Raw genomic sequence first — 19903 nt, 5'->3', positions numbered from 1 at the left:
TCCCCCATTATCCTTCGAGTTCGAAGTCCGCCCCGAGGAGCTCCAGCTTCGCGATGAAGTTCTCGTACCCGCGCGCGATGATCCCGACGTTCGAGACGGTCGAACGCCCGTCGGCGGTGAGGGCGGCGATGAGGTGGCTGAAGCCGCCGCGGAGGTCGGGGACCTCGATGTCGGCCCCGCGCAGCGCGGTCGGACCGGAGATCACCGCGGAGTGTTGGAAGTTGCGCTGTCCGAAGCGGCAGGCACCCGCGCCGAGGCACTCCTTGTGCACGTCGATCGACGCGCCCATCTCGACGAGCGCGTCGACGAAGCCGAAGCGCTGCTCGTACACGGTCTCGTGCACGATCGAGACTCCCTTGGCCTTGGTGAGCGCCACCACGAGCGGCTGCTGCCAGTCGGTCATGAACCCGGGGTGCACGTCGGTCTCGATGATGACCGGCTTCAGCTCGCCCCCGGGGTGGAAGAAGCGGATGCCGTCCTCCTGGATCTCGAAGTCGCCGCCGACCTTGCGGAAGACGTTGAGGAAGGTGAGCATCTCGGCCTGGCGGGCGCCGCCGACGAAGATGTCACCGTCGGTGGCGAGGGCCGCTGCCGCCCAGCTGGCGGCCTCGTTGCGGTCGAAGAGCGCGCGGTGCGTGTAGCCGACGAGCCGCTCGACGCCCTCGATGCGGATGACGCGGTCGGTGTCGACCGTGATGATCGCGCCCATCTTCTGCAGGATGTTGATGAGATCCATGATCTCGGGCTCGATGGCGGCGCCGGACAGCTCGGTGATGCCGTCGGCGAGGACCGCCGTGAGGAGCACCTGCTCGGTCGCGCCCACGCTCGGGTAGGGCAGCGACACCTTCGCGCCGTGCAGCCCGTTGGGCGCCGACATCCGGATGCCGCTCGGGAGCTTCTCGACGATGGCGCCGAAGTTGCGCAGCACCTCGAGGTGGTAGTCGATGGGCCGGTCCCCGATGCGGCAGCCGCCCAGGTCGGGGATGAACGCCTCGCCCAGGCGATGCAGCAGCGGGCCGCAGAACAGAATCGGGATCCGGCTCGACCCGGCGTGCGCGTCGATGTCGGCCATGTGCGCGGACTCCACGGCCGACGGGTCGAGGATGAGCTCGCCCTCGTCGACGCCGTGCGTGACGCTCACGCCGTGCACCTCGAGGAGGCCCCGGACGATGCGGACGTCGCTGATGTTCGGCACGTCCTTCAGCACGCTGGGGGTGTCGCCGAGGATGGCCGCGACCATCGCCTTCGTGACGAGGTTCTTGGCGCCCTTGAGCTCGATCCGACCGCGCAGCGGCTTGCCGCCGTTGATCGTGATGCGGTCGACGTTCAACCCGACTGCCGTTCCGTGGTTCTTGGCGTCCTGCCCGAGTGTGTTCACAGACTCCCTGATTCTGCCGGCTCCCGGATGGGGAGGGTCTTCGGCCGCCAAGCCTCTCGATGTGATTCGAACTCGGCGATCGACTCCTCGTCCCGCAGGGTGAGCCCGATGTCGTCGAGCCCTTCGAGAAGCCTCCACCGAGTGTAGTCGTCGATGTCGAACGGCACGGTGAGCGTGCCGACGCTCACCGTACGCTCAACCAGATCGACGGTCACGGGTATTCCCGGCTCGGCCTCGACGACCTCCCAGATGCGCTCGACGTCCTCGTAGGCGACCTGGGCGGCGAGCAGGCCCTGCTTGCCCGAGTTGCCGCGGAAGATGTCGCCGAAGCGAGAGCTGATGACGACGTCGAAGCCGTAGTCGCGCAGCGCCCACACGGCGTGCTCGCGACTCGAGCCGGTGCCGAAGTCGGGACCCGCGATGAGCACGCGGGCGCCCTGGTAGGCGGGGTCGTTGAGGATGAACTCGGGGTCCTGGCGCCACGCGTGGAAGAGCGCGTCGTCGAACCCGGTCTTCGTGACCCGCTTCAGGAACACGGCCGGGATGATCTGGTCGGTGTCGACGTTCGAGCGGCGCAGCGGCACGGCCACGCCGGTCACGGTGCTGATCTTCTCCACGGTCAGCGCACCTCCCCGTCGTTCTCGAGGTCCCACGGGCTCGACAGCGTGCCGCGGATGGCGGTCGCCGCCGCGACGAGCGGCGAGACGAGGTGGGTGCGGCCGCCCTTGCCCTGCCGGCCCTCGAAGTTGCGGTTCGACGTGGACGCGCACCGCTCGCCGGGGGCGAGCTGGTCGGGGTTCATGCCGAGGCACATCGAACAGCCCGCGAAGCGCCATTCGGCCCCGAACGCCTCGATGACCTTGTCGAGCCCCTCCGCCTCGGCTTCGAGGCGGACCCGCGCGGAGCCGGGGACGACCATGACGCGCACGCCGTCGGCCTTGCGCTTGCCCTTGATCACGGAAGCGAACGCGCGGAGGTCCTCGATGCGGCTGTTCGTGCACGATCCCATGAAGACCGCGTCGACGTGGATGTCCTTCAGCGGGGTGCCCGGCGCGAGGTCCATGTACTCGAGGGCTCGCTCGGCCGCCGCCCGCTCGTGCTGGTCGGCGATCGACGCGGGGTCGGGCACGGCGTCGGAGAGCGAGACGCCCTGGCCCGGGTTGGTGCCCCACGTGACGAATGGCTCGAGTGCGTCGGCGTCGATGAACACCTCGGCGTCGAACTCGGCGCCCTCGTCGGTGGCGAGCGTCTCCCAGTAGGCGATCGCGTCGTCCCAGTCGGCGCCGGCCGGAGCGTGGGCACGGCCCTTCAGGTAGGCGTAGGTCGTGGCATCCGGTGCCACCATGCCGGCGCGCGCGCCGGCCTCGATCGACATGTTGCAGATCGTCATGCGCCCGTCCATCGAGAGGGCGCGGATGGCGCTGCCGCGGTACTCGAGCACGTAGCCCTGGCCGCCGCCGGTGCCGATCTTCGCGATGACGGCGAGGATGATGTCCTTCGCGGTGACGCCCGGGCGGAGGGTGCCCTCGACGTTGATCGCCATGGTCTTGAACGGCTTCAGGGGCAGCGTCTGCGTGGCGAGCACGTGCTCGACCTCGCTCGTGCCGATGCCGAACGCCATCGCGCCGAAGGCGCCGTGGGTCGAGGTGTGCGAATCGCCGCACACGACCGTGATGCCGGGCTGCGTGAGGCCGAGCTGGGGTCCGACGACGTGCACGATGCCCTGCTCGACGTCGCCGAGCGAGTGCAGGCGGATGCCGAACTCCTTCGCGTTGCGGCGGAGCGTCTCGATCTGCGTGCGGCTCGTCGGGTCGGCGATCGGCCGGTCGATGGCGAGCGTCGGGGTGTTGTGGTCCTCGGTGGCGATCGTGAGATCAGGCCGGCGCACGGGCCGGCCGGCGACACGCAGCCCGTCGAAGGCCTGCGGGCTGGTGACCTCGTGCACGAGGTGGAGGTCGATGTAGATGAGGTCGGGCGTGCCGTCCTCGCCCTTCTTGACCAGGTGGGCGGCCCAGACCTTCTCGGCCAGGGTGCGCGGTCGTGCTTCCGACGTGTTCACGCCGTTCGGGGGTGCTGCGTTCATGCGTTCGCTTCCTCAGGATCTGCGGCCAGCCGACGACAAACTCCGCGACGGGATCGGCCTAGAACGAGGCCCCGCCGCGGCACCGAAGGAGAAGTCGCGGAGCACGCACCTCTTCAGGCTACACCGAGTTCAACGGCGCTCGATCCAGTCGCACGGCGAACTCGCCGAGCAGCAGGGTCGACCCGTTCGGAGCTTCGGCGCCCCGTCCGGGCTCGAGTTCGCGGGCCTCCCCCTCCGGGGTCAGCACCCGCGTGCCGTTCGTCGAGTGGAGGTCGGTGACCATGACCCGACCATCGACGACCTCGACGAGCGCGTGCGTCTTCGACACCGAGCGGGCGGGGTCGGCGAGCCGGATCGGGGCGGCCTGCGGGCGCCCCGGGTCGGCGGCCGGATCGCGCCCGAGCAGCACGGGGCGCAGCAGCAGCACCTCGAGCCCACCCTGGGCGCGGAGCCGCCAGGCACCGGGCTGCGGCGACGGGGTCGGCGCCTCGATGCGGGTCTCCCCTGTCGGCGGTGCGGCCGACCCCTGCGCGGCCGCACCCTGGGCCTCGGGCGGCCCGCCCGGCAGGGGCGGCGGCACGACCCCGGGCGGGGGGAACACCGGCAGGACGCGAGGCGGGGCGTCCCGCACCGTGCGATCGGGCGCGTCCGAGCGCGCCCCGGGAATCAGCCCCGGCGGCGGGACGATGAAGTCCGGCTCGGCCACCCGACCACTCTAGCGACGGGTCCGAACGCGGTAGCGGCTGACGAAGCGGCGCAGCCGACCGGCGGCCGCCGCCACGGCGGCCGTCGCGGCATCCGCCGACCGCCAGCGATCCTCCACCATGTCGTCGGACGCATCGAGGCCGCCGAACACGTCGCGGTCGATGGTCGCCGCGAGCGTGGCGAGCCGAACCGGCGTCGGCGACTGCGCCACGACGAGGCCCTGCTCGGCCTGCTGCTGCTCGAGCGCTCGTGCCGCCTGCAGCCGGGTGCCCTGCGCGGGCGGCTCGAATCCGAGCTCGGCATAGCGGTCGACGAGTTCCTCCCAGGCTCCGGCGGCCCGCCGGTCGCCGGCGCCGGTGCGACGCCGGCGACGCCTCCGCCGCTTCACGAGCGCGACGAAGAGCATCGGCAGGAACACGACGGCCGCGGGGATGCCGACCGCTGCGACGGCGACCCAGACCCACGCCGGAAGCTGGAAGGGGCGATCGCGGTCGTCGTCGTCGGTGTCGTCGATCTCGACGGTCGTGAGCAGCTCGTCCTCGACGTGCTCGGCGCGCGGCGGCTGGCGGACCTGCGGCTGCGGCTCCGACTTGGGCTTCGGCGTCTGCTCCTGCGGCACGTCGACCTGGTCGGGCGTCGGTCGGAAGGCGATCCATCCGACGCCCTCGAACGGCACCTCGACCCAGGCGGTGACGTCGGCGCCCATCACCTCGACATCGTCGGCCTCCTCGGCGACCTCCGGCGCGAATCCCATCACGACGCGCGCCGGGTATCCCAGGTGTCTGGCCATCAGCGCCATCGCCGCGGCGTACTGCTCTTCGTCGCCCACCATCTGCGACCGCGTGAAGAGCTCGATGAGGCGGTCGGCGCCATGGCCGGCCCGCGACGGCACCGAATCGCTGGCGAGGCCGTGGCTGAGGAAGCCCGCGGTCTTCAGTCCGCGCTCGATCGCCCGCAGCTGCTCGATCGGCGTCGCCGCGTCGCCGGCGTATTCCTCGGCCTTGGCGGCCACGACGTCTGGCACGTTCTCGACCGCGGGCATCGGCACGCGGGCCACGGGCACGTCGACGAGGTCCTCGAGGTCGGGCTCCCGCTGGATGCGCGACTCGAGGCGGTACCGGGCGTCGGTTCCGACCCCGCTCGTGAGCACCGCCGTGCCGGCGGCGGCGTTGTACCGCAGGTCGCCCGCCCGCGCACCGGTGCCCTCGTCGAGCAGCTCGAGCGTGGAGCCGTAGCCCACCATCGGCAGCCAGACATCGTCGTACGACGCGCCCATCACCTCGACCGTACGGCCGCTTCCGAGGCTCGCGAGCGGCGGGCCGGGCAGCGTCGGGCCCACGATCGCATATCCGCCGTCCTCGGCGTCCTCGGGCCCTGCGACGGTCCAGAGGCGCCCGGTGTACGCGTCCATGGTCGCGAGCCGGATGACATCCCCGGGCTCGAGTCCCGACACCCGGAACAGCGGCTCCTCGGCGAGGTCCTTCGTGTACGTGCGGAATCCGGCGAGCGGGCTCGCGAACTCGACGGGGTCGAACGGCGGCACGATCTGCTCGCGCAACACGAAGCGGTCGGGTGACGCCGGGGCGACGGCGAGCCCGGCGACGACGCCGAGCACCACGGCGCCGGCGACGATGGCGGCCGATCCGGTGAGCTTGCGCCGGCGGAGGCGCGTTGCGCCCTCGACGGATGCCTCGACGGTGGCGCCGCGGCGCCAGGCGAGCCACACCAGGGCGATTGCGGCGAAGGCGACGCCACGCACGGCGGCGAGGAACGCCTCGTCGGTGCCGAGGAGGATCCCCGACAGGTAGAGCAGCACCGGGCCGACGAGCACGAGGGACGAACGCAGCGGGGTGCGCTCGACGCTGAGCCAGCGCAGCACGAGCATCGCCCCCGCGAGGGAGACGAGCCACGCCGCGAAGAACGGGACCGCGGCCACGTAGTACGGCGCATCGACCGGCGCGCCGATCGTGAGGATGTCGGCCCAGCCGAAGACCGCGCCGATGGCGAGGCCGGCGAGCGATCGGAGGCTCGGGAGTACGCCGAACAGCCCGGCGTCGGCCATGGTGAACGGCGTGCCGAGGAGGAAGTAGGCGGCGAGGCCGAGGAGCACCGTGGTGAGCACCCCCAGCCGCCACGCGGTGCCCGCGACCGCGGCGAGCGTGCCGACGGCGATGCCGGCCACCGCGGCGAGCATGAAGTCGAGATCGCCGAAGCTCGTCTCGTAGCCGGCGACGCCGAGGAGCGCGAGCACCGAGAGCACGGCGAGGTCGCCCCATGCCGAGCGTGGGATGCGGGTCACGGGCGAACCCTCCGCACGAGCCGGGACAGTTCGTCGAGCGAGCCGACCGTCACGACAATCGAGTCGGCGACGCGTGCGATCCGCGCGGCGGCGCCGCGTTCCGCCAAGAACGCGATCACCCGGGTGTCGGGCCCGAAGACGGTCTCGACGGCGCGGAACTCCGCGAGCGGCGCGAGAGAGCCGCCCACCACGATGACGACGCTCGGCGTCTGGATGCGCTTGGACGCCTCGCGCACGAGGTCGCGGATCGAGGGCGCACCCGTCGCGAGCGGCTCGATGCGGCTGGTGTCGTCGAGGAGCGAGGTGGGCGTCGCGGTGCGCAGGCGGAGGCGATCGGTGACGGTCGCCAGCCTGGTCGCATCGCGGATGACCTGCAGGCCGATCGAGGCGAGCACCGACACGGCGAGCTCGAACTCCTCGTCGGAGGCGTAGTGGCCCGCCGATGTCGCCTGCACGAGCAGGAGCTGCGAGCGCCGGGTCTCCTCGTACTGCCGCACCATGAGCTGACCGGTGCGGGCCGAGGTGCGCCAGTGCACGTTGCGCAGGGCGTCGCCCGGCGCGTAGGCGCGCAGGGCGTGGAACGAGATGTCGTGGTCGGTGATCGTCTTCGTGACCTCGCCCTCGAGGTCGCGTACGAGTCCAGCCGCCGACGGGCGCAGCCGGGCGGTCACCGGATGCACGAACAGCTCGACGGGCTCGGTCCACCGCACCTCGCGTCGCAGCAGCCCGAGCTGGTCGCCGCGCACCGAGACGGCCGGACCCGCCACGATGACGGCGCGCCGATTCGTCGGCACCGCGAACAGCTCCTCGTGCCCGGTCCCGGGCTCGAGGGCGGGGATCACGAACTCCGCGACGCCGGCGCCCACCGGGAGCTCGAGGCGCGAGGGGACCGACGCCGCCGCGCCGGCGTTCTCGACGGCGAGCCGGCCGAGCGCGCGCTCGCCCGCGACGACGCGCGACGGCTGCAGCTCGATGCCCACCCGGTAGTGCATGCGGCCGAACACGAACGGGACGGACACGAGCATCGCGCCCACGAGCGTCGCGCCGAGGAAGGCGAACTCGATCCACCCGAAGCCCCCCGCGAGCCCGAGCGAGACCGCCGCGACCAACAGCACGAGCCATCCGACCCGGGACACCACGCCCGTCACCGGGGCGGTCGCCCGCCCCACGCGGGCACCGCCGGCACGCAGCCGGCTGACCGCCCCGCGAGCGGATGCCGCGACCGAGTGCGCGACGGAACGGATCGCGATGCGCGTCTGCGACGGTGTGCGGGCGGATGTCGTCGCAGGCGCGCCGATCTCGGCCGTCATGCCGCCCGGTACGCGGGCGGTGCCACGTCGATGAGGGCGCGCGAGACGATGTCCTCGGCCGTGACGCCTGAGAACTCGGACTCGGGATCGACGATGATGCGGTGCGCGAGCACCGGCACCGCGAGGTCGCGCACGTCGTCGGGCGTGGCGTACGAGCGGCCGTGGGCGATCGCCCACGTCTTCACCGTGCGCGCGAGCGCGAGCGCGCCGCGCATGCTGACGCCGAGGGCGGAGTCGCCGTGCTCGCGGGTCGCCGACACGATCTGGTTGAGGTACGAGAGGATCGCGGCATCCACGTGCACCTCGGCGGCCAGCTGCGCCATCGTGGTGACCGAGCTCGATGCGATGATCGGCGCGACCTTCGAGGCGCGGGCGCGATTCGCCGAGTCGAGCAGCAGCGTCACCGCCGTGTCGTGGTCGGGGTAGCCGAGCGACGTCTTGATGAGGAACCGGTCGAGCTGTGCCTCGGGCAGCGAGTAGGTGCCCGCCTGCTCCACCGGGTTCTGGGTCGCGATGACCATGAACGGCGAGCCCACCTCGTAGCTCTGGCCGTCGACCGTGACCCGGCCCTCCTCCATCACCTCGAGGAGCGCCGACTGCGTCTTCGGGCTCGCGCGGTTGATCTCGTCGGCCAGCACGATGGACGCGAAGATCGGCCCGCGGTGGAACTCGAAGCGCCCCTTGCCCTGGTCGTAGATCGTGACGCCCGTGACGTCGGACGGCAGCAGGTCGGGCGTGAACTGGATTCGCGAGTTCGTGCCGTCGAGGGTGTTCGCCAGCGCCTTCGCGAGCACGGTCTTGCCGGTGCCCGGGAAGTCCTCGAGCAGCACGTGGCCGTCGGAGAGCAGCGCCGTGAGCACGAGCTCGATGACCTCGCGCTTCCCGAGGATCGCCCGGTCGATGTTGTCGACGAGCTTCGAGAAGGCGTCCTGGAACCAGAGCGCCTGCTCCTGTGTCACTGACATGTCCACTCCTTCATGTGTCCGCCCGGGCCGGGCGTCTCACGTGTCACCACGTGTTGTAGCCGAGGTTGTTCCACTGGGTGCCGCTGATGGCGCCCAGGGTGCGCGACGTGCCGCCGCTGAGGTTCTCGAAGCGCACGGCGATCGTCTCGCTCGCCTGGCGCACGCCGAGGTGGTTCTGCAGCTGGAGCTGCCCGTTCGCGCCGACGTCGACGGTCTGCTGGTAGCCGCAGCACGCTCCGCCGTTGATCGTGGCGTAGACGCGGTAGGTGCCCGGATCCATGTTGCTCCACGTGATGCGGACCTCGGCGCATCCGCCGCCGCCGCTGTCGCACGATCGGCTCGGTCCCTTGCCGATCGAGCCGGAGGGCTGGGGGTTCTGCACGGTGAAGTTCGTCGTCGCCTCTGGGCCCGGCCTGCCACTGCCCACGTTCACCGCGCGGACCTGCACGCTGTGCCCGCCCGCCCCGACGCCCGTGAACCGGTGCGAGCGGTCGGTGCCGGAGCCGACCCAGCCACCGGAGTCGAGCCTGACCTCGTAGCGGACGCTTCCGCCGCCGGTGTCCGATGGCGCCGCCCAGCTGATGTCGACGCTGGTGGGCGCCGTGCCGTTCACCTGTGCGGAGACGCTTCGGGGCGCCGTGGGCGTCCCGTACGGCGTGACCGACGGCGACGGCGCCGACCACGCGCCCCACCCGATGGCGTTGTGCGCACGCACCCGGAACGTGTACGCGGTGCCGTTCGTCAGGTTCCCGACGCCGTAGTTCGTGCCCCCGGCCGATGCCGGCACGTCGCGAACGGAGCCGTTGACGTCGAGCTGGTAGCCGTCTATCGGGGAGTTGTTGTTCGCCGGGATGTTCCAGCGGACCGTCGCGGCACCGTCGCCGGCCGACGCGGTCGGCGCGTTGGGCGCATCGGGTTCGTCCCGCACCGTGACGATGATGCGGCCCTGCACCTCACGGGCGGGATCGCGCGTGCCGTCCTGGATGCGGTAGATCACGCTCAGGGTTCCGGTGAAGCCCGCACCCGTGCGCACCGTCACATCGGTCGCGGTGAAGCTCGCCGAGGCGGCCGACCCGACGTCCGCCTGGTCGATCCTCGCGTCGACGACGCGAAGCGGGGAGTCGGGAGCGAACGGGTTGAAGTCGTTCGCGAGCACGTCGACGGGCCTCGAGTCGCTGCGCTGGAGCGCGATGGCGTCGTCGTTCGCCTTCGGCAGGGCACGGGTCGACGACACGACGCTCACGTCCACGTATCCGGGCACCGTGAACTCGTTGAACTGCACGTCGAACGTGATCCTCGCCGTGGTGCCCGGTTGTACGCCGAGCGGCGAGGAGATCCGCAGGATCGACCCCTCGACGATCTGGCCATGGATGTCGGCCGACGTGCCGCCCAGGTTCGAGTACGTGATCCGCTCGATGTTGTCCGGATTCGGCTGGTCGCTCGACTCGCGCAGGTCGAGGTCGAGCGGCGCCTCGCCGGCCTCGATCGTCTCGCTCCGGGGCGTGAAGGTCGGCGGCGTGTCATTGAAGTTCGGGTCGCCGACGGTGATCGGGACGGTGAGGATCGCGGTGCGGCCGATCGGATCGGTGGCGCTCGTGCCGTCGGTCACCTCGAAGGTGAGGGATGCCGCGCCCCGGTAGTCCTGCGCGGGCACGAACTGCAGCGCGGTGCCGCTCACCATCGCCGCCTCCCGGGCGTTGGTCGCGGACGCGGAGAGGATGAGCGCGGGATCGCCCGACGGCACGACGACGAGGTCGTCGACGTTCCAGCTGATCCGCCCGTTCATGGGCACGACGATCTCGCCGATGTCGGCGAGGTACGGCGCGGGGAACTTGGCCTTCTCCTCGGCCGCGAGCTCCTCTGGCGTCTTCGGTCGCTGGGTCTCCTCGACCGTGTCGTCGCCCGAGGGCACGGCAGGCACGATCACGAACGCCATCGCCGACAGGTCGTCGAGCTCGTTCGTCAGGCGGTACGCGACGGCGTAGCGCTGGCGACCCGGGGTGACCTCGATGCTGCCGTCGGGTGCCACCTCCGCACGCCCGGCGTTGGGACCCTCGACGGTCACCGCCAGGTCTTCGACGAGGCCGCCCGGGTTCGTGGCGTCCGCGAGCGGCGTGACGGTCACGGGCTCGCCGTCGACGAGCTGCTCGGGCTCGATGACCTGGTCCTCGGCGGTGGGCGGCTCGATGACGGCGTCCTCGGTCACGGCGACCTGGAGGAATGCCGTGTCGGCGCCGCCGTGGCCGTTCGAGATCTCGTAGCGGATCGTGTACGCCGCCTCCTGCTCGGGCGCCGTGACGACCACGCGTCGCCGGTCCCGGATCTCCGCCTCGATGCCGTCGTCGACCTCTGGGAGGTCGGCGACGCTGAGGCTGAACCCGCTCGGGTCGGAGTCGTTGAGCAGCACCTCCACGGATGCGGTGCGCCCCGGCTTCATCTCGATGGCGTCGTCGACGGCGGTCGGCGGCAGCTGCACGACGGGCCTCGGCACCACGCCGATGCGGATCGTGCCCTCGGCGGTCGCGCCGAGGGTGTCGCGCAGCTCGTACGTGAACGAGTCGGTGCCGGCCGAGCCCGAGAACGCCTCGTACGTCAGCGACGTGCTCGTGCGCTCGATGACGCGACCGAGGCTCGGTGGCGCCGTGATGCCCGTCAGCGTCACCGAGTCGCCGTCGGGATCGAGCTGGTCGAGCGGGATGTCGATCTTCACGGCCGATCCCGCGAAGGTGCGGGAGGTGAGCGGCGTCGGCAGCGGCGCACGGTTCGTGCCGGCATCCCTCGCGACGACCGTGAAGTTCACGGTGGCGCGCGCCGACTGCTCGTATTCGTCGCCCACCGTGTAGACGACCGAGTAGACGCCGGGGTTCTCTGGGGCCTGGAATCGCACCGATTCGCCGTCGACGAAGGCGAGGCCCTCGGGCGTCTCGACATCGGCGAGGTCTGGCAGCACGTGCAGTTGCGCGGCATCGGGGTGGTAGTCGTTGTCGAGCACGGGAACGGTCACGATGTCGCCGGCCCGCACGATGGCCCCGTCGTCGACGGCGACGGGCGGCTGGTGCTTCACGAGCGGCGGCACCGGGACGACGGTGACCGTCGCCGTCGAGGCGTTCACGCCGTCGGAGACCGTGTAGCTGAACTGCAGCTGCCGGTCGAGGGCCTGCGAGGCCGTGACCCGCGTGACGGTGTTGGTGAGGATCTCGACCGACACGAGGCCCTCGGTCGACGAATCGTCGATCGACTGCACGGCGAGCACGCGGCCCGACGGCGAGACGTCGTTCGCGAGCACCGGCACCGACAGCGGCTCCCCGGGCCGGAGGTAGGCCGTGTCCTTCACCGCGATCGGCGGGGGCGCCTCCGCGGGCGGCTCCACGACCTGCACGCGGAGGAGCCCCTTGCTCACCGCGGCGCCGGCACCCAGATCGTAGAGGAAGACGTACTCGCCGGGCACGTTGCTCGAGAAGGCGATCGTGCCGCGCTCGACGTTGGGCGTGATCGTCGCGTTCTCGGGCACCCCCTCGACGCCGAGCAGCTCGAGCCCCGCGCCGGACGGCGACAGGTCGTTCGCCAGTGGCTCCACGAGCTCCGTCTCGCCGGCGAACACGCGCGCGAAGTCGGGCGTGCCGATCGGGTTCAGCGTCCCAGTCGGCTTCACGTCGACGACGAGCGTGCCCGACGCGGTGGCCTGTCCGTCGGAGACGGTGAACTGCACCTCCTTCTGCCCGAGCTCGGCGGAGCGGTGCTCGAACGTGAGGTACCCGTCGGGGCTCGACCGCACGGCGTCGCCCCCGGTCGGCGACGCGTTCACGAGGTACAGGTCGTCGCCGTCGGGGTCGTTCCAGTCGCCGAGCACGTTGTACGAGAGCTGCTGGCCCTGTTCGACGCTGATGGCGCCGGATCGCATCGAGGTCGGTGCCGCGTTCTCGCTCTCGGGCACGATGCGCACGTCGACGGATGCCTCGGCGACCCCTCCGCGGCCGTCGTCGACCGAGTACCGGAACGACACCGTGCCCGCCGCGCCCTCGGCGGGCGCGAACTGCAGGGCGCGACCACCGTCGATGAGCTCGAGGCGGCCCGCGGCATCCGAGATCTCGGTCGTGCCGGCCACGGTGAGCACGTCGCCGTCGGGGTCGGTGTCGTTCTCGAGCACCTCGAGGACCGTGGTGCGGCCCGGGCGCACGCCGTAGTCGTCGTCGCGGGCGACCGGCGGCCGGTTCACGTCGGTGCGCTCCGCGAGGGTGTCCTCGAAGGTCTGCTGGGCACTCTTCTCGTCGCCCTCGAGCTCGTCGCTCTCCTCGGGCGGCGTGACCTCCTCCCAGTTGTCGACGAGGCGCAGATCGGAGTCGACGAGCCAGGAGTTGCCGTTCGTCAGGTTGTTGAGCACGATCACGTCGCGGTTGACCCGGAACTCGAGTCGCGAACCCGCCGTCGGCTGGTCGATCGACACCGCCTTCGGCTCCTGGCCGTCACACGCCGCCAGGTACCTGCCGGTGGACGCCCAGGCGCCGTGGATGCACTCGCCGAGTCGCACGGGGGCGGCGACCTCGTCGCGCGACGCGGGCGCGGCATCCGCCTCGTTCTCGATGACGCGGGCCTTGGCGCCGTCGAAGGGCACGTCGAGCAGGGCGGAGCCGGTCGCGAGCACGACCCGGTCGCGCTCGGGCCCCGACTGCTGCAGCCGCAGGGCGGGTTCGGGAAGCTCGACGGTTCGACCGTCGACGACGATCGCGTCGGCCTCGACGTCGAACGCGACCGCGCGTTCGCCCACGGCCGCGAGCTGGTGCCGACCCATCGGCGGGAGCCGGGACGTCTGCGGCTCGTCGGCGACGCGTCGCAGGGTCAGCAGCTCGCGGCCGTCGGGCGACGTGGCGAAGACGGTGCCCTCGGCGCTGACGGCGACCTGCGCCTCGTCGCCGAGCTCGGCGACGGGCTCGGAGCCCCGGTAGTCGAACGACAGCTCGCCGCCCGCGGACACCCGCCAGAGCTCGCCCTTCGGGGAGAGGACGGCGATGACGTCGCCGCCGTAGGCGACCTTCGACGCCGGCGGCACGTCGATGCGCTGCACGAGCGTGGTGAACGAGGGGTCGATGCGCTCGAGCGACCCGACGCTCGGATCGAAGAGGAACGCGTCATCGCCGTCCTGGAAGACGTCGATCTCGTTCGTCGCGGTCGCGACGGCGGCGTCGAGCTCCTCGATCTGGCGGTTGAGGCGTCCGGCCAGCAGCTCCTCCGCGTTCGTGACCCAGACCTCGCGGGCGCGCAGGTCGGGATCGGTGACCGGGAATCCCTGATGCAGCACGGCGAACCCGAGCGGCACGCCGACGAGCACTGCGAGCGCGGTCGCCGACGCGACCTGCTTGCGACCCCGCGCCCAGGACGTGAAGGTACCCACGCTCGACTCCCCCGGAATGATTTCGCCTGATCGCACGCAACGGAAATCCGACCGCTCGGCGGCCGGACGCTGATCACGCTAACACGCGACCGGGCGCCCTCGAAATGGGGACATGTCCCCATCGGATCGCGGCCCGGGCGAGGGCTGGCGCACCGCCCGTCTCGGGGCGAACCACCCGCCCCCGAGCCCCTCGTCAGCCCTCGTCGGCCGCGTCGGCGTCGAGCAGCGCGAGGTCGTCGGCGCTCACCAGTCGCGTGGCCACCGCGTACTCCACGAGCCGTGCGCGACGGTTCGTCGCGAGCTTCCCGCGCCCGCCCCTGAGTCCGTCGACGCCGATCTTGTCGAGCTTCTCGCAGACGTTGTCGAGCTTGCGGTTGAACGTGGTCATGCTCCAGCCCAGGCGCGCGGCCGCCTCCGCCGACGTCGGCACGGTCGCCCTGCCCGCGACGGGCTGCGCGAGCACGTGCTCGGCGAGAGCGACGACCAGTTGTCGCTGGCCCGTGGTGAGCGTGACCGGGAGGATGGTGGTGCCGCCGTCGGCGGGCTTCGCGGTGAGCGACGTGTTGTAGAAGTCCTCCTCGGCGTGCACGGTGAAGTCGTACGTCGTCGATCCGGCGCTGAACATCACGTGGACCGTCTGGAACACCAGCGGCAGCTTCGCACCGGGGGCCACCCAGGCCTGCACGCTGCCCGTGGCATCCGACACCGTCGCCGAGAGCAGCTGGCCGACGTTCGAGAGCCACCACAGCCCGAACTCCGACGACAGGGTGAGGAAGGTGCGGTGCAGGTAGGGATTGTCGTCGATCGTGAGGTCGGACTCGCGCCCGATCGTGAACGGGGCGCCCTCCTCGACGGTGTACCACTCGCCGCAGAACTCCACGCGCAGGGGCCTCACGGCGTGCACCCCGTGACCGCCTCCGACGTCTTGCTGCCGCGCTGCACCTGCACCTCGATGCAGACCCGCTCGGACGTGGCGACGCCGGCGACGACGATCGACGACCCCTCGGTGACCTCGGTCGACCCCGAGCCGTCGGCGCGCTGCCAGCGGTACCGGTCGCCGTCCTCCGCGCCGGCGTGCGAGACCGGGAAGGTGACGGCCGTGCCGTCGGCGGAGCGCGTGCCCGGCTCCACGACGGGCGCGGGAACGGTGGCGGCCACGATGGCGTCCTGCCCGGACGGTGCCCGCGTGGGATCGGGTACGGCCCGGTCGAGCGTGCCGGAGAGCGCCACGGCGACGCCGATCGCCACGACCACCACGGCCCCGGCGGCGACGGCCGCGATCGTGCCGGCACGCGACCGCGACCGCCTCGGCGACATCGGCTCGACGGCGCCGGCCACGGCGTCGGAGCCGGTGCGTGACGCCGGCCGTGGCCTCGCCTGCGTGACGTCGACGGGCGATCCGGCGGATGCCGCCGGCCTCGACGGCCGCACGACGGTCGCGTCGGCGACGGCCGGGTCGGGCTGCGCTCGCCCGGCGGGCGCGGGCCGGAGCACGGTGCCCTCCGCCGCCGGCACGCCGGGCGTCGCGGCGGGCTGCGCCTCGATCTGCTGGGGCGAGCGTGCTCGGGTCGCATCGTCGCGGTCGGGCCCCGCCGGCCGCGGCTGGGCCTCGACGACGTGCACGGCCCGTGCGCGCGTGACGTCGGCGTCGTTGTCGGACGCGGCGCGCTCCGACGCGACGAGGTTGGGCACCTCGATGCCGGTGGTCGCGTAGCCCAGCTCGAGCTCGATCCGCTGCAGCGCGCGCGCGAACTCGATCGCGGTCGGATAGCGATCGTCGCGGCGCACCGACATGCCCTTCGCGAGCACCGATGCGAGGCTGCGCGGCACGTCGGCCCGGTCGATCGGCGTGATCGTGCCGCGCTCGATTCGTCCGATCAGGTCGAGCGAGCCGTTCGGCCGGCCGGGGATCTCGAACGGCGTGCGGCCGGCGAGCAGCGTGTGCACGGTCGCCGCAAGCGAGAACAGGTCGCTTCGCTGGTCGGGCCGGGGATCGTCCTCGAACATCTCGGCGGGCGACCACGGCACGCTCATGCCGACCGCCGACTGCCCCGACGTCGTTGCGGACCCGTCGGAAGGTGCGGTCACGGTGTGCACGGGCAGTTCGCCCTCGAGGTTCGAGGAGATGCCGAAATCGGTGAGCGCCGGCCATCCGTAGTCGTTCGTCAGCACGTTCGCGGGCTTGATGTCGCGGTGCAGGATGCCGGCGGCATGCGCGGTCGCCACGGCGCCGGCCAGGCGGATGCCGGTGCGGAGCGCATCCTCGACGGCGAACGGCTCGCGCTTGTACCGTTCCGCGAGGCTCGGCCCCGAGCAGTACTCCATGACGAAGTACGGTCGGCCGTCGACGGAGACGTCGGCGTGGAAGATCGTGACGATGAACGGATGCGCCGAGAGGCGGGCCATGAGGTTCGCCTCGGCGACGAACTGGGCCCGCGTATCGCGACCGAGCTCCTCGGTGAGGAGCACCTTGACCGCGACCTTGCGGCGCGGCAGCCGCTGCTCGTAGAGGAACACGTCGGCGAATCCGCCGGAGCCGAGGAGCTGGATCGGGGTGTATCCGGGCAGCTCGGGCGGGCTGGACGGGGCGCGTCGCATCACGCCCCGACCACCTGCAGCGTCCAGCCTCCGCCGAGGTCGACGACCGTTCCGGCCAGCACCGGCGTCGGCTCGCCGGCTCGGAGCTTCACGGGCGCCCTGCCCGGAGCCACGACGTGCGTGCCGTTGCGCGAGTGCAGGTCGGTCACCACGACGGTGTCGCCCTCGACCGCGAGCCTGACGTGGTTGCGCGAGATGTCGGGATCGCCCGCTCCGATCGTGATGAGGCGCGGGAGGCGGCCGCCGGACACCTGGCTGACGCTCGGGGCGCGCCCGAGGACCACCTCGTGGCCGATCTTCTCGATCGTGCCGTCGGGCATGCGCAGGCTCGACGTGGGCGCTGAGGCGAGGGCCGGGATGCCGGATGGGGGCGTGGAACCGCCGCCTCGCGCCGCCCGCTCGGCGCGGAGCCGCCGCAGGTCGACGCTCGCCACGGTGAGGCCGTCGTGGTCGCCGTCGAGCCCGCCCGAGTCGGGCGCCGGCTCCGTTGTGGACGCCGGGATGGCGTTCGTCGGCCGCGGCGGGGTGATCGGCGCCGCGACGGTGTCCTCGGCCGGCACCATCGTCTGCTCCGACGGCGTGACGACGGGCCCCGCCGCGGAGACGATCACGGCACGCGCGGGCGTGCCGCCCGGCGCCTGGGACGCGGCCGGCTCGACTGGGGCGACCGCCTCGCGGACTCCGGAGCTCACGCCGTGGGCGGGCACGATGCCCTCCACGATCGGGAGCTCGGCTCCGGCATCCGAGCCCTCGATGCCGCCGTGCACGGTGATGTCGGATGCCCCGGCGTCGATCACGCGCTCGGTCCAGGTCGAGACGCCAGCGCCCGAGATCGACGTGTCGCCGACCCGCACGGTGACCCCGCCGCGTGCCACGACGCGGACGGAGTCGCCGTCGGCGTGCCGCACGACGAGCGCGAAGGGCGGTGTCGTGGCGAGGCCGGTCGCGGTGAGGCGGTCGAGCACCTGCGGCGTCGGGTCGTCGGCGCCGAGCTGCGGCCAAAGCGCCACGAGGTCGGATGCTGACGTCGACGGAGCGAGCAGCATCACCGATCCGCGGACGGCGGCGAGCCATCCGTTCGCCGGATCAGGCCGATACGTCGCCATGCTCGCCCTCTCCGGTGCGCGGCGTGGTGTCCTCGGCGGCGCGGGACAGCGACTCGCGGCGGTCGCGCGTGGCCTCGTCGTCGTCGGAGCCGAGCTCGGACTCCACGACGATCACGGTGACGTTGTCGCGGCCGCCCCGCTCGAGCGCGGCGTCGACGAGCTCGCCGGCGAGGCCGGCGGCGTGGCCGGTGTCGCCCGCCAGGATGCGGGCGAGCTGCTCGTCGTCGACCTCCTTCGACAGTCCGTCGGAGCAGATGAGGAACACCTGGCGGCCGGTTGCCGGGATGAGCCACACGTCGGGGTCGACGACCTCGTCGGCACCGATCGCCCGGGTGATCACGTTGCGGTCGGGGTGTCGCTCGGCGTCGTCGGCGCTGATGAGCCCCGCGTCCACGAGCTCCTGCACGGCGGAGTGGTCGACGCTCAGCTGCTCGAGGGTGCGGCCGTCCCACGAGTAGACGCGCGAGTCGCCGATGTTGAACACCATCCAGTGGAAACCGGCACCGTCGCCCGCGTCGACGAGCGCGACACCGGTGAGGGTCGTGCCCGCGACGGCGGTGCCCTCCTCGCCCTCGGCGCTCAGGGCGCGCACGGCCTCGTTCGACGTGTGGATGGCGTCGAGCACCTGCTCGGGCGACGTGGGCCGCCCGGGCTCGAGGTGCCGGCGGAAGGTCTCGATCACCGTGCGGCTCGCGGCGTCGCCGCGGGCGTGCCCGCCCATGCCGTCGGCGACGAGGTAGACGGGCGCCTCGGCGAGGAACGCGTCCTCGTTCACGCTGCGCACGCGACCGACGTCGCTCTGCGCGCTGTGGGCGATCACGGCGGAACCGTGCGGGAGCGGGACGACGTCCTCGCCATCAGCGGACACGGTTCTCCTCGTCGCAGCTCACCACCGGGCCCCCCGGCCCGCGCGCCCCACCCAGGCGTCGCCTCCCCACGGTAGCAAGTCCGGGCGGGTGTCGCGGACCGCTGTGCACAGCCGCGACCCCGCCGGACCTCGTCAGTGCTCGCGGCGCGGTGCGTCCTCGGTGAAGTGGGGCACCTCGTCGAGGAGCTTCGCACCCCGGCGCCTCGAGTCGACGCGGGCCTTCACGAGGCTCGCGATCGTGGCGACCGCCATCGCGGCGACGATGACGCCGAGCGAGGCCCACGTCGAGATCTCGGGTGCCCACTCGACGGGCTCGCCGCCGTTGATGAACGGCAGCTCGTTGACGTGCAGGGCGTGGAACACGAGCTTCACGCCGATGAACGCGAGGATGAATGCGATGCCGTATTTGAGGTACTCGAGGCGCTCGAGGAGGCCGCCGAGGAGGAAGTAGAGCTGTCGGAGGCCCATGAGGGCGAAGACGTTCGCCGTGAACACGATGAACGCGCTCTGGGTGATGCCGAAGATCGCGGGGATCGAGTCGAGCGCGAAGAGCAGATCGGTGGTGCCGATCGCGATGAACACGATGAGGATCGGCGTGAACATGCGCGTGCCGTCGACCGTGGTGCGCAGTTTGATGCCGTCGTAGTCATCGGAGATGCGGACGCGCTTGCGCAGCAGGCGCACCAGCCCGCTCTCGTTCTCCTCGGCGTTCTCCTCGCGATGCAGGAACGCCTGCTGGATCGCCGTCCACACGAGCCAGGCGCCGAAGATGTAGAAGATCCAGCTGAAGTTCTCGATGAGCTGCGCGCCGAGCAGGATGAACACGCCGCGGAAGATCAGCGCGAGGATGATGCCCACCATGAGCACCTCCTGCTGCATCTTCTTCGGCACGGCGAACCGGGCCATGATCACGACGAAGACGAAGAGGTTGTCGATCGACAGGCTGTACTCGGTGAGCCAGCCCACGACGAACTGGCCCGCATGCTCGGCGTCGCCGAGCAGCAGCATGAGCAGCGCGAAGACGAGCGCCAGCGCCACGTAGAACACCACCCACAGCGTCGACTCCCGGAAGGACGGAACGTGCGGACGCTTGATGACGAGGAGCAGGTCGGCGATGAGGATGAGGGTCAGGACCACGAGGGATCCGATTTCGAACCAGGCGGGGAGCTCGAGCACTGGGGGCCTTCCGGGTGAGTTGTGGG

At 71.7% G+C, this 19903-nt stretch carries 13 protein-coding genes; all 13 read right to left on the bottom strand.

Translation table 11 applies throughout. The annotated features are described in order from the left end of the window. Nucleotides 1-7: 7 nt before the first annotated feature. The 13 genes from murA to EV187_RS08410 all read right to left on the bottom strand — a co-directional run bounded on the left by murA (nt 8) and on the right by EV187_RS08410 (nt 19877). Nucleotides 8-1378, bottom strand: coding sequence for a UDP-N-acetylglucosamine 1-carboxyvinyltransferase (gene murA, locus EV187_RS08470; RefSeq protein WP_130352631.1), 1371 nt, complete (start codon nt 1376-1378; stop codon nt 8-10). After that, nucleotides 1375-1995 (bottom strand): 3-isopropylmalate dehydratase small subunit, encoded by a 621-nt coding sequence (gene leuD / locus EV187_RS08465; RefSeq protein WP_130352630.1) that lies wholly within the window; start codon nt 1993-1995, stop codon nt 1375-1377. Before leuD ends, murA begins: the two co-directional genes overlap by 4 nt. Before the next feature lie 2 nt (nt 1996-1997). Further along, nucleotides 1998-3461, bottom strand: a complete 1464-nt coding sequence (gene leuC / locus EV187_RS08460; protein ID WP_130352629.1) for a 3-isopropylmalate dehydratase large subunit — start codon at nt 3459-3461, stop codon at nt 1998-2000. A 118-nt stretch (nt 3462-3579) separates the two neighbouring features. Next, complete coding sequence (locus EV187_RS08455) at nt 3580-4167, bottom strand: FHA domain-containing protein (RefSeq protein ID WP_130352628.1); 588 nt, start codon at nt 4165-4167, stop codon at nt 3580-3582. Nucleotides 4168-4176: 9 nt separating this feature from the next. Then, complete coding sequence (locus EV187_RS08450) at nt 4177-6465, bottom strand: transglutaminase TgpA family protein (RefSeq protein WP_130352627.1); 2289 nt, start codon at nt 6463-6465, stop codon at nt 4177-4179. After that, nucleotides 6462-7775: a DUF58 domain-containing protein gene (locus EV187_RS08445; RefSeq protein ID WP_130352626.1), complete on the bottom strand. Its 1314-nt coding sequence runs from the start codon at nt 7773-7775 to the stop codon at nt 6462-6464. The genes EV187_RS08450 and EV187_RS08445 overlap by 4 nt, the downstream gene beginning before the upstream one ends. Further along, on the bottom strand, nt 7772-8740 hold the full coding sequence (locus tag EV187_RS08440) for an AAA family ATPase (protein WP_207221788.1): 969 nt from the start codon (nt 8738-8740) through the stop codon (nt 7772-7774). Before EV187_RS08440 ends, EV187_RS08445 begins: the two co-directional genes overlap by 4 nt. Nucleotides 8741-8783: 43 nt before the next feature. Then, complete coding sequence (locus EV187_RS08435) at nt 8784-14129, bottom strand: Ig-like domain-containing protein (protein WP_130352625.1); 5346 nt, start codon at nt 14127-14129, stop codon at nt 8784-8786. Nucleotides 14130-14322: 193 nt separating this feature from the next. Further along, nucleotides 14323-15024 carry an FHA domain-containing protein gene (locus tag EV187_RS08430; protein ID WP_165391173.1) on the bottom strand — a complete coding sequence of 234 codons (702 nt, stop codon included), beginning with the start codon at nt 15022-15024 and terminating at the stop codon, nt 14323-14325. Beyond that, nucleotides 15021-16727, bottom strand: a complete 1707-nt coding sequence (locus EV187_RS08425) for a serine/threonine-protein kinase (protein WP_130353246.1) — start codon at nt 16725-16727, stop codon at nt 15021-15023. Before EV187_RS08425 ends, EV187_RS08430 begins: the two co-directional genes overlap by 4 nt. Next, nucleotides 16727-17833, bottom strand: coding sequence for an FHA domain-containing protein (locus EV187_RS08420; RefSeq protein WP_130352624.1), 1107 nt, complete (start codon nt 17831-17833; stop codon nt 16727-16729). The genes EV187_RS08425 and EV187_RS08420 overlap by 1 nt, the downstream gene beginning before the upstream one ends. Beyond that, nucleotides 17814-18701, bottom strand: coding sequence for a PP2C family protein-serine/threonine phosphatase (locus tag EV187_RS08415; RefSeq protein ID WP_130352623.1), 888 nt, complete (start codon nt 18699-18701; stop codon nt 17814-17816). The genes EV187_RS08420 and EV187_RS08415 overlap by 20 nt, the downstream gene beginning before the upstream one ends. Before the next feature lie 132 nt (nt 18702-18833). Beyond that, on the bottom strand, nt 18834-19877 hold the full coding sequence (locus EV187_RS08410) for a TerC/Alx family metal homeostasis membrane protein (RefSeq protein WP_242609506.1): 1044 nt from the start codon (nt 19875-19877) through the stop codon (nt 18834-18836). Between the last annotated feature and the right edge of the window lie 26 nt (nt 19878-19903).

The organism is Agromyces ramosus (assembly GCF_004216665.1).
Taxonomy (GTDB): domain Bacteria; phylum Actinomycetota; class Actinomycetes; order Actinomycetales; family Microbacteriaceae; genus Agromyces; species Agromyces ramosus.
The sequence above is the reverse complement of the archived record's forward strand: the minus strand, read 5'-3'. Positions and strand labels throughout refer to the sequence as shown.

Coding starts and splice junctions, on each gene's coding strand:
- EV187_RS08445 (WP_130352626.1), bottom strand. CDS start 7,775: ATGACGGCCGAGATCGGCGCGCCTGCGACGACATCCGCCCGCACACCG.
- EV187_RS08420 (WP_130352624.1), bottom strand. CDS start 17,833: ATGGCGACGTATCGGCCTGATCCGGCGAACGGATGGCTCGCCGCCGTC.
- EV187_RS08440 (WP_207221788.1), bottom strand. CDS start 8,740: ATGTCAGTGACACAGGAGCAGGCGCTCTGGTTCCAGGACGCCTTCTCG.
- EV187_RS08425 (WP_130353246.1), bottom strand. CDS start 16,727: ATGCGACGCGCCCCGTCCAGCCCGCCCGAGCTGCCCGGATACACCCCG.
- leuC (WP_130352629.1), bottom strand. CDS start 3,461: ATGAACGCAGCACCCCCGAACGGCGTGAACACGTCGGAAGCACGACCG.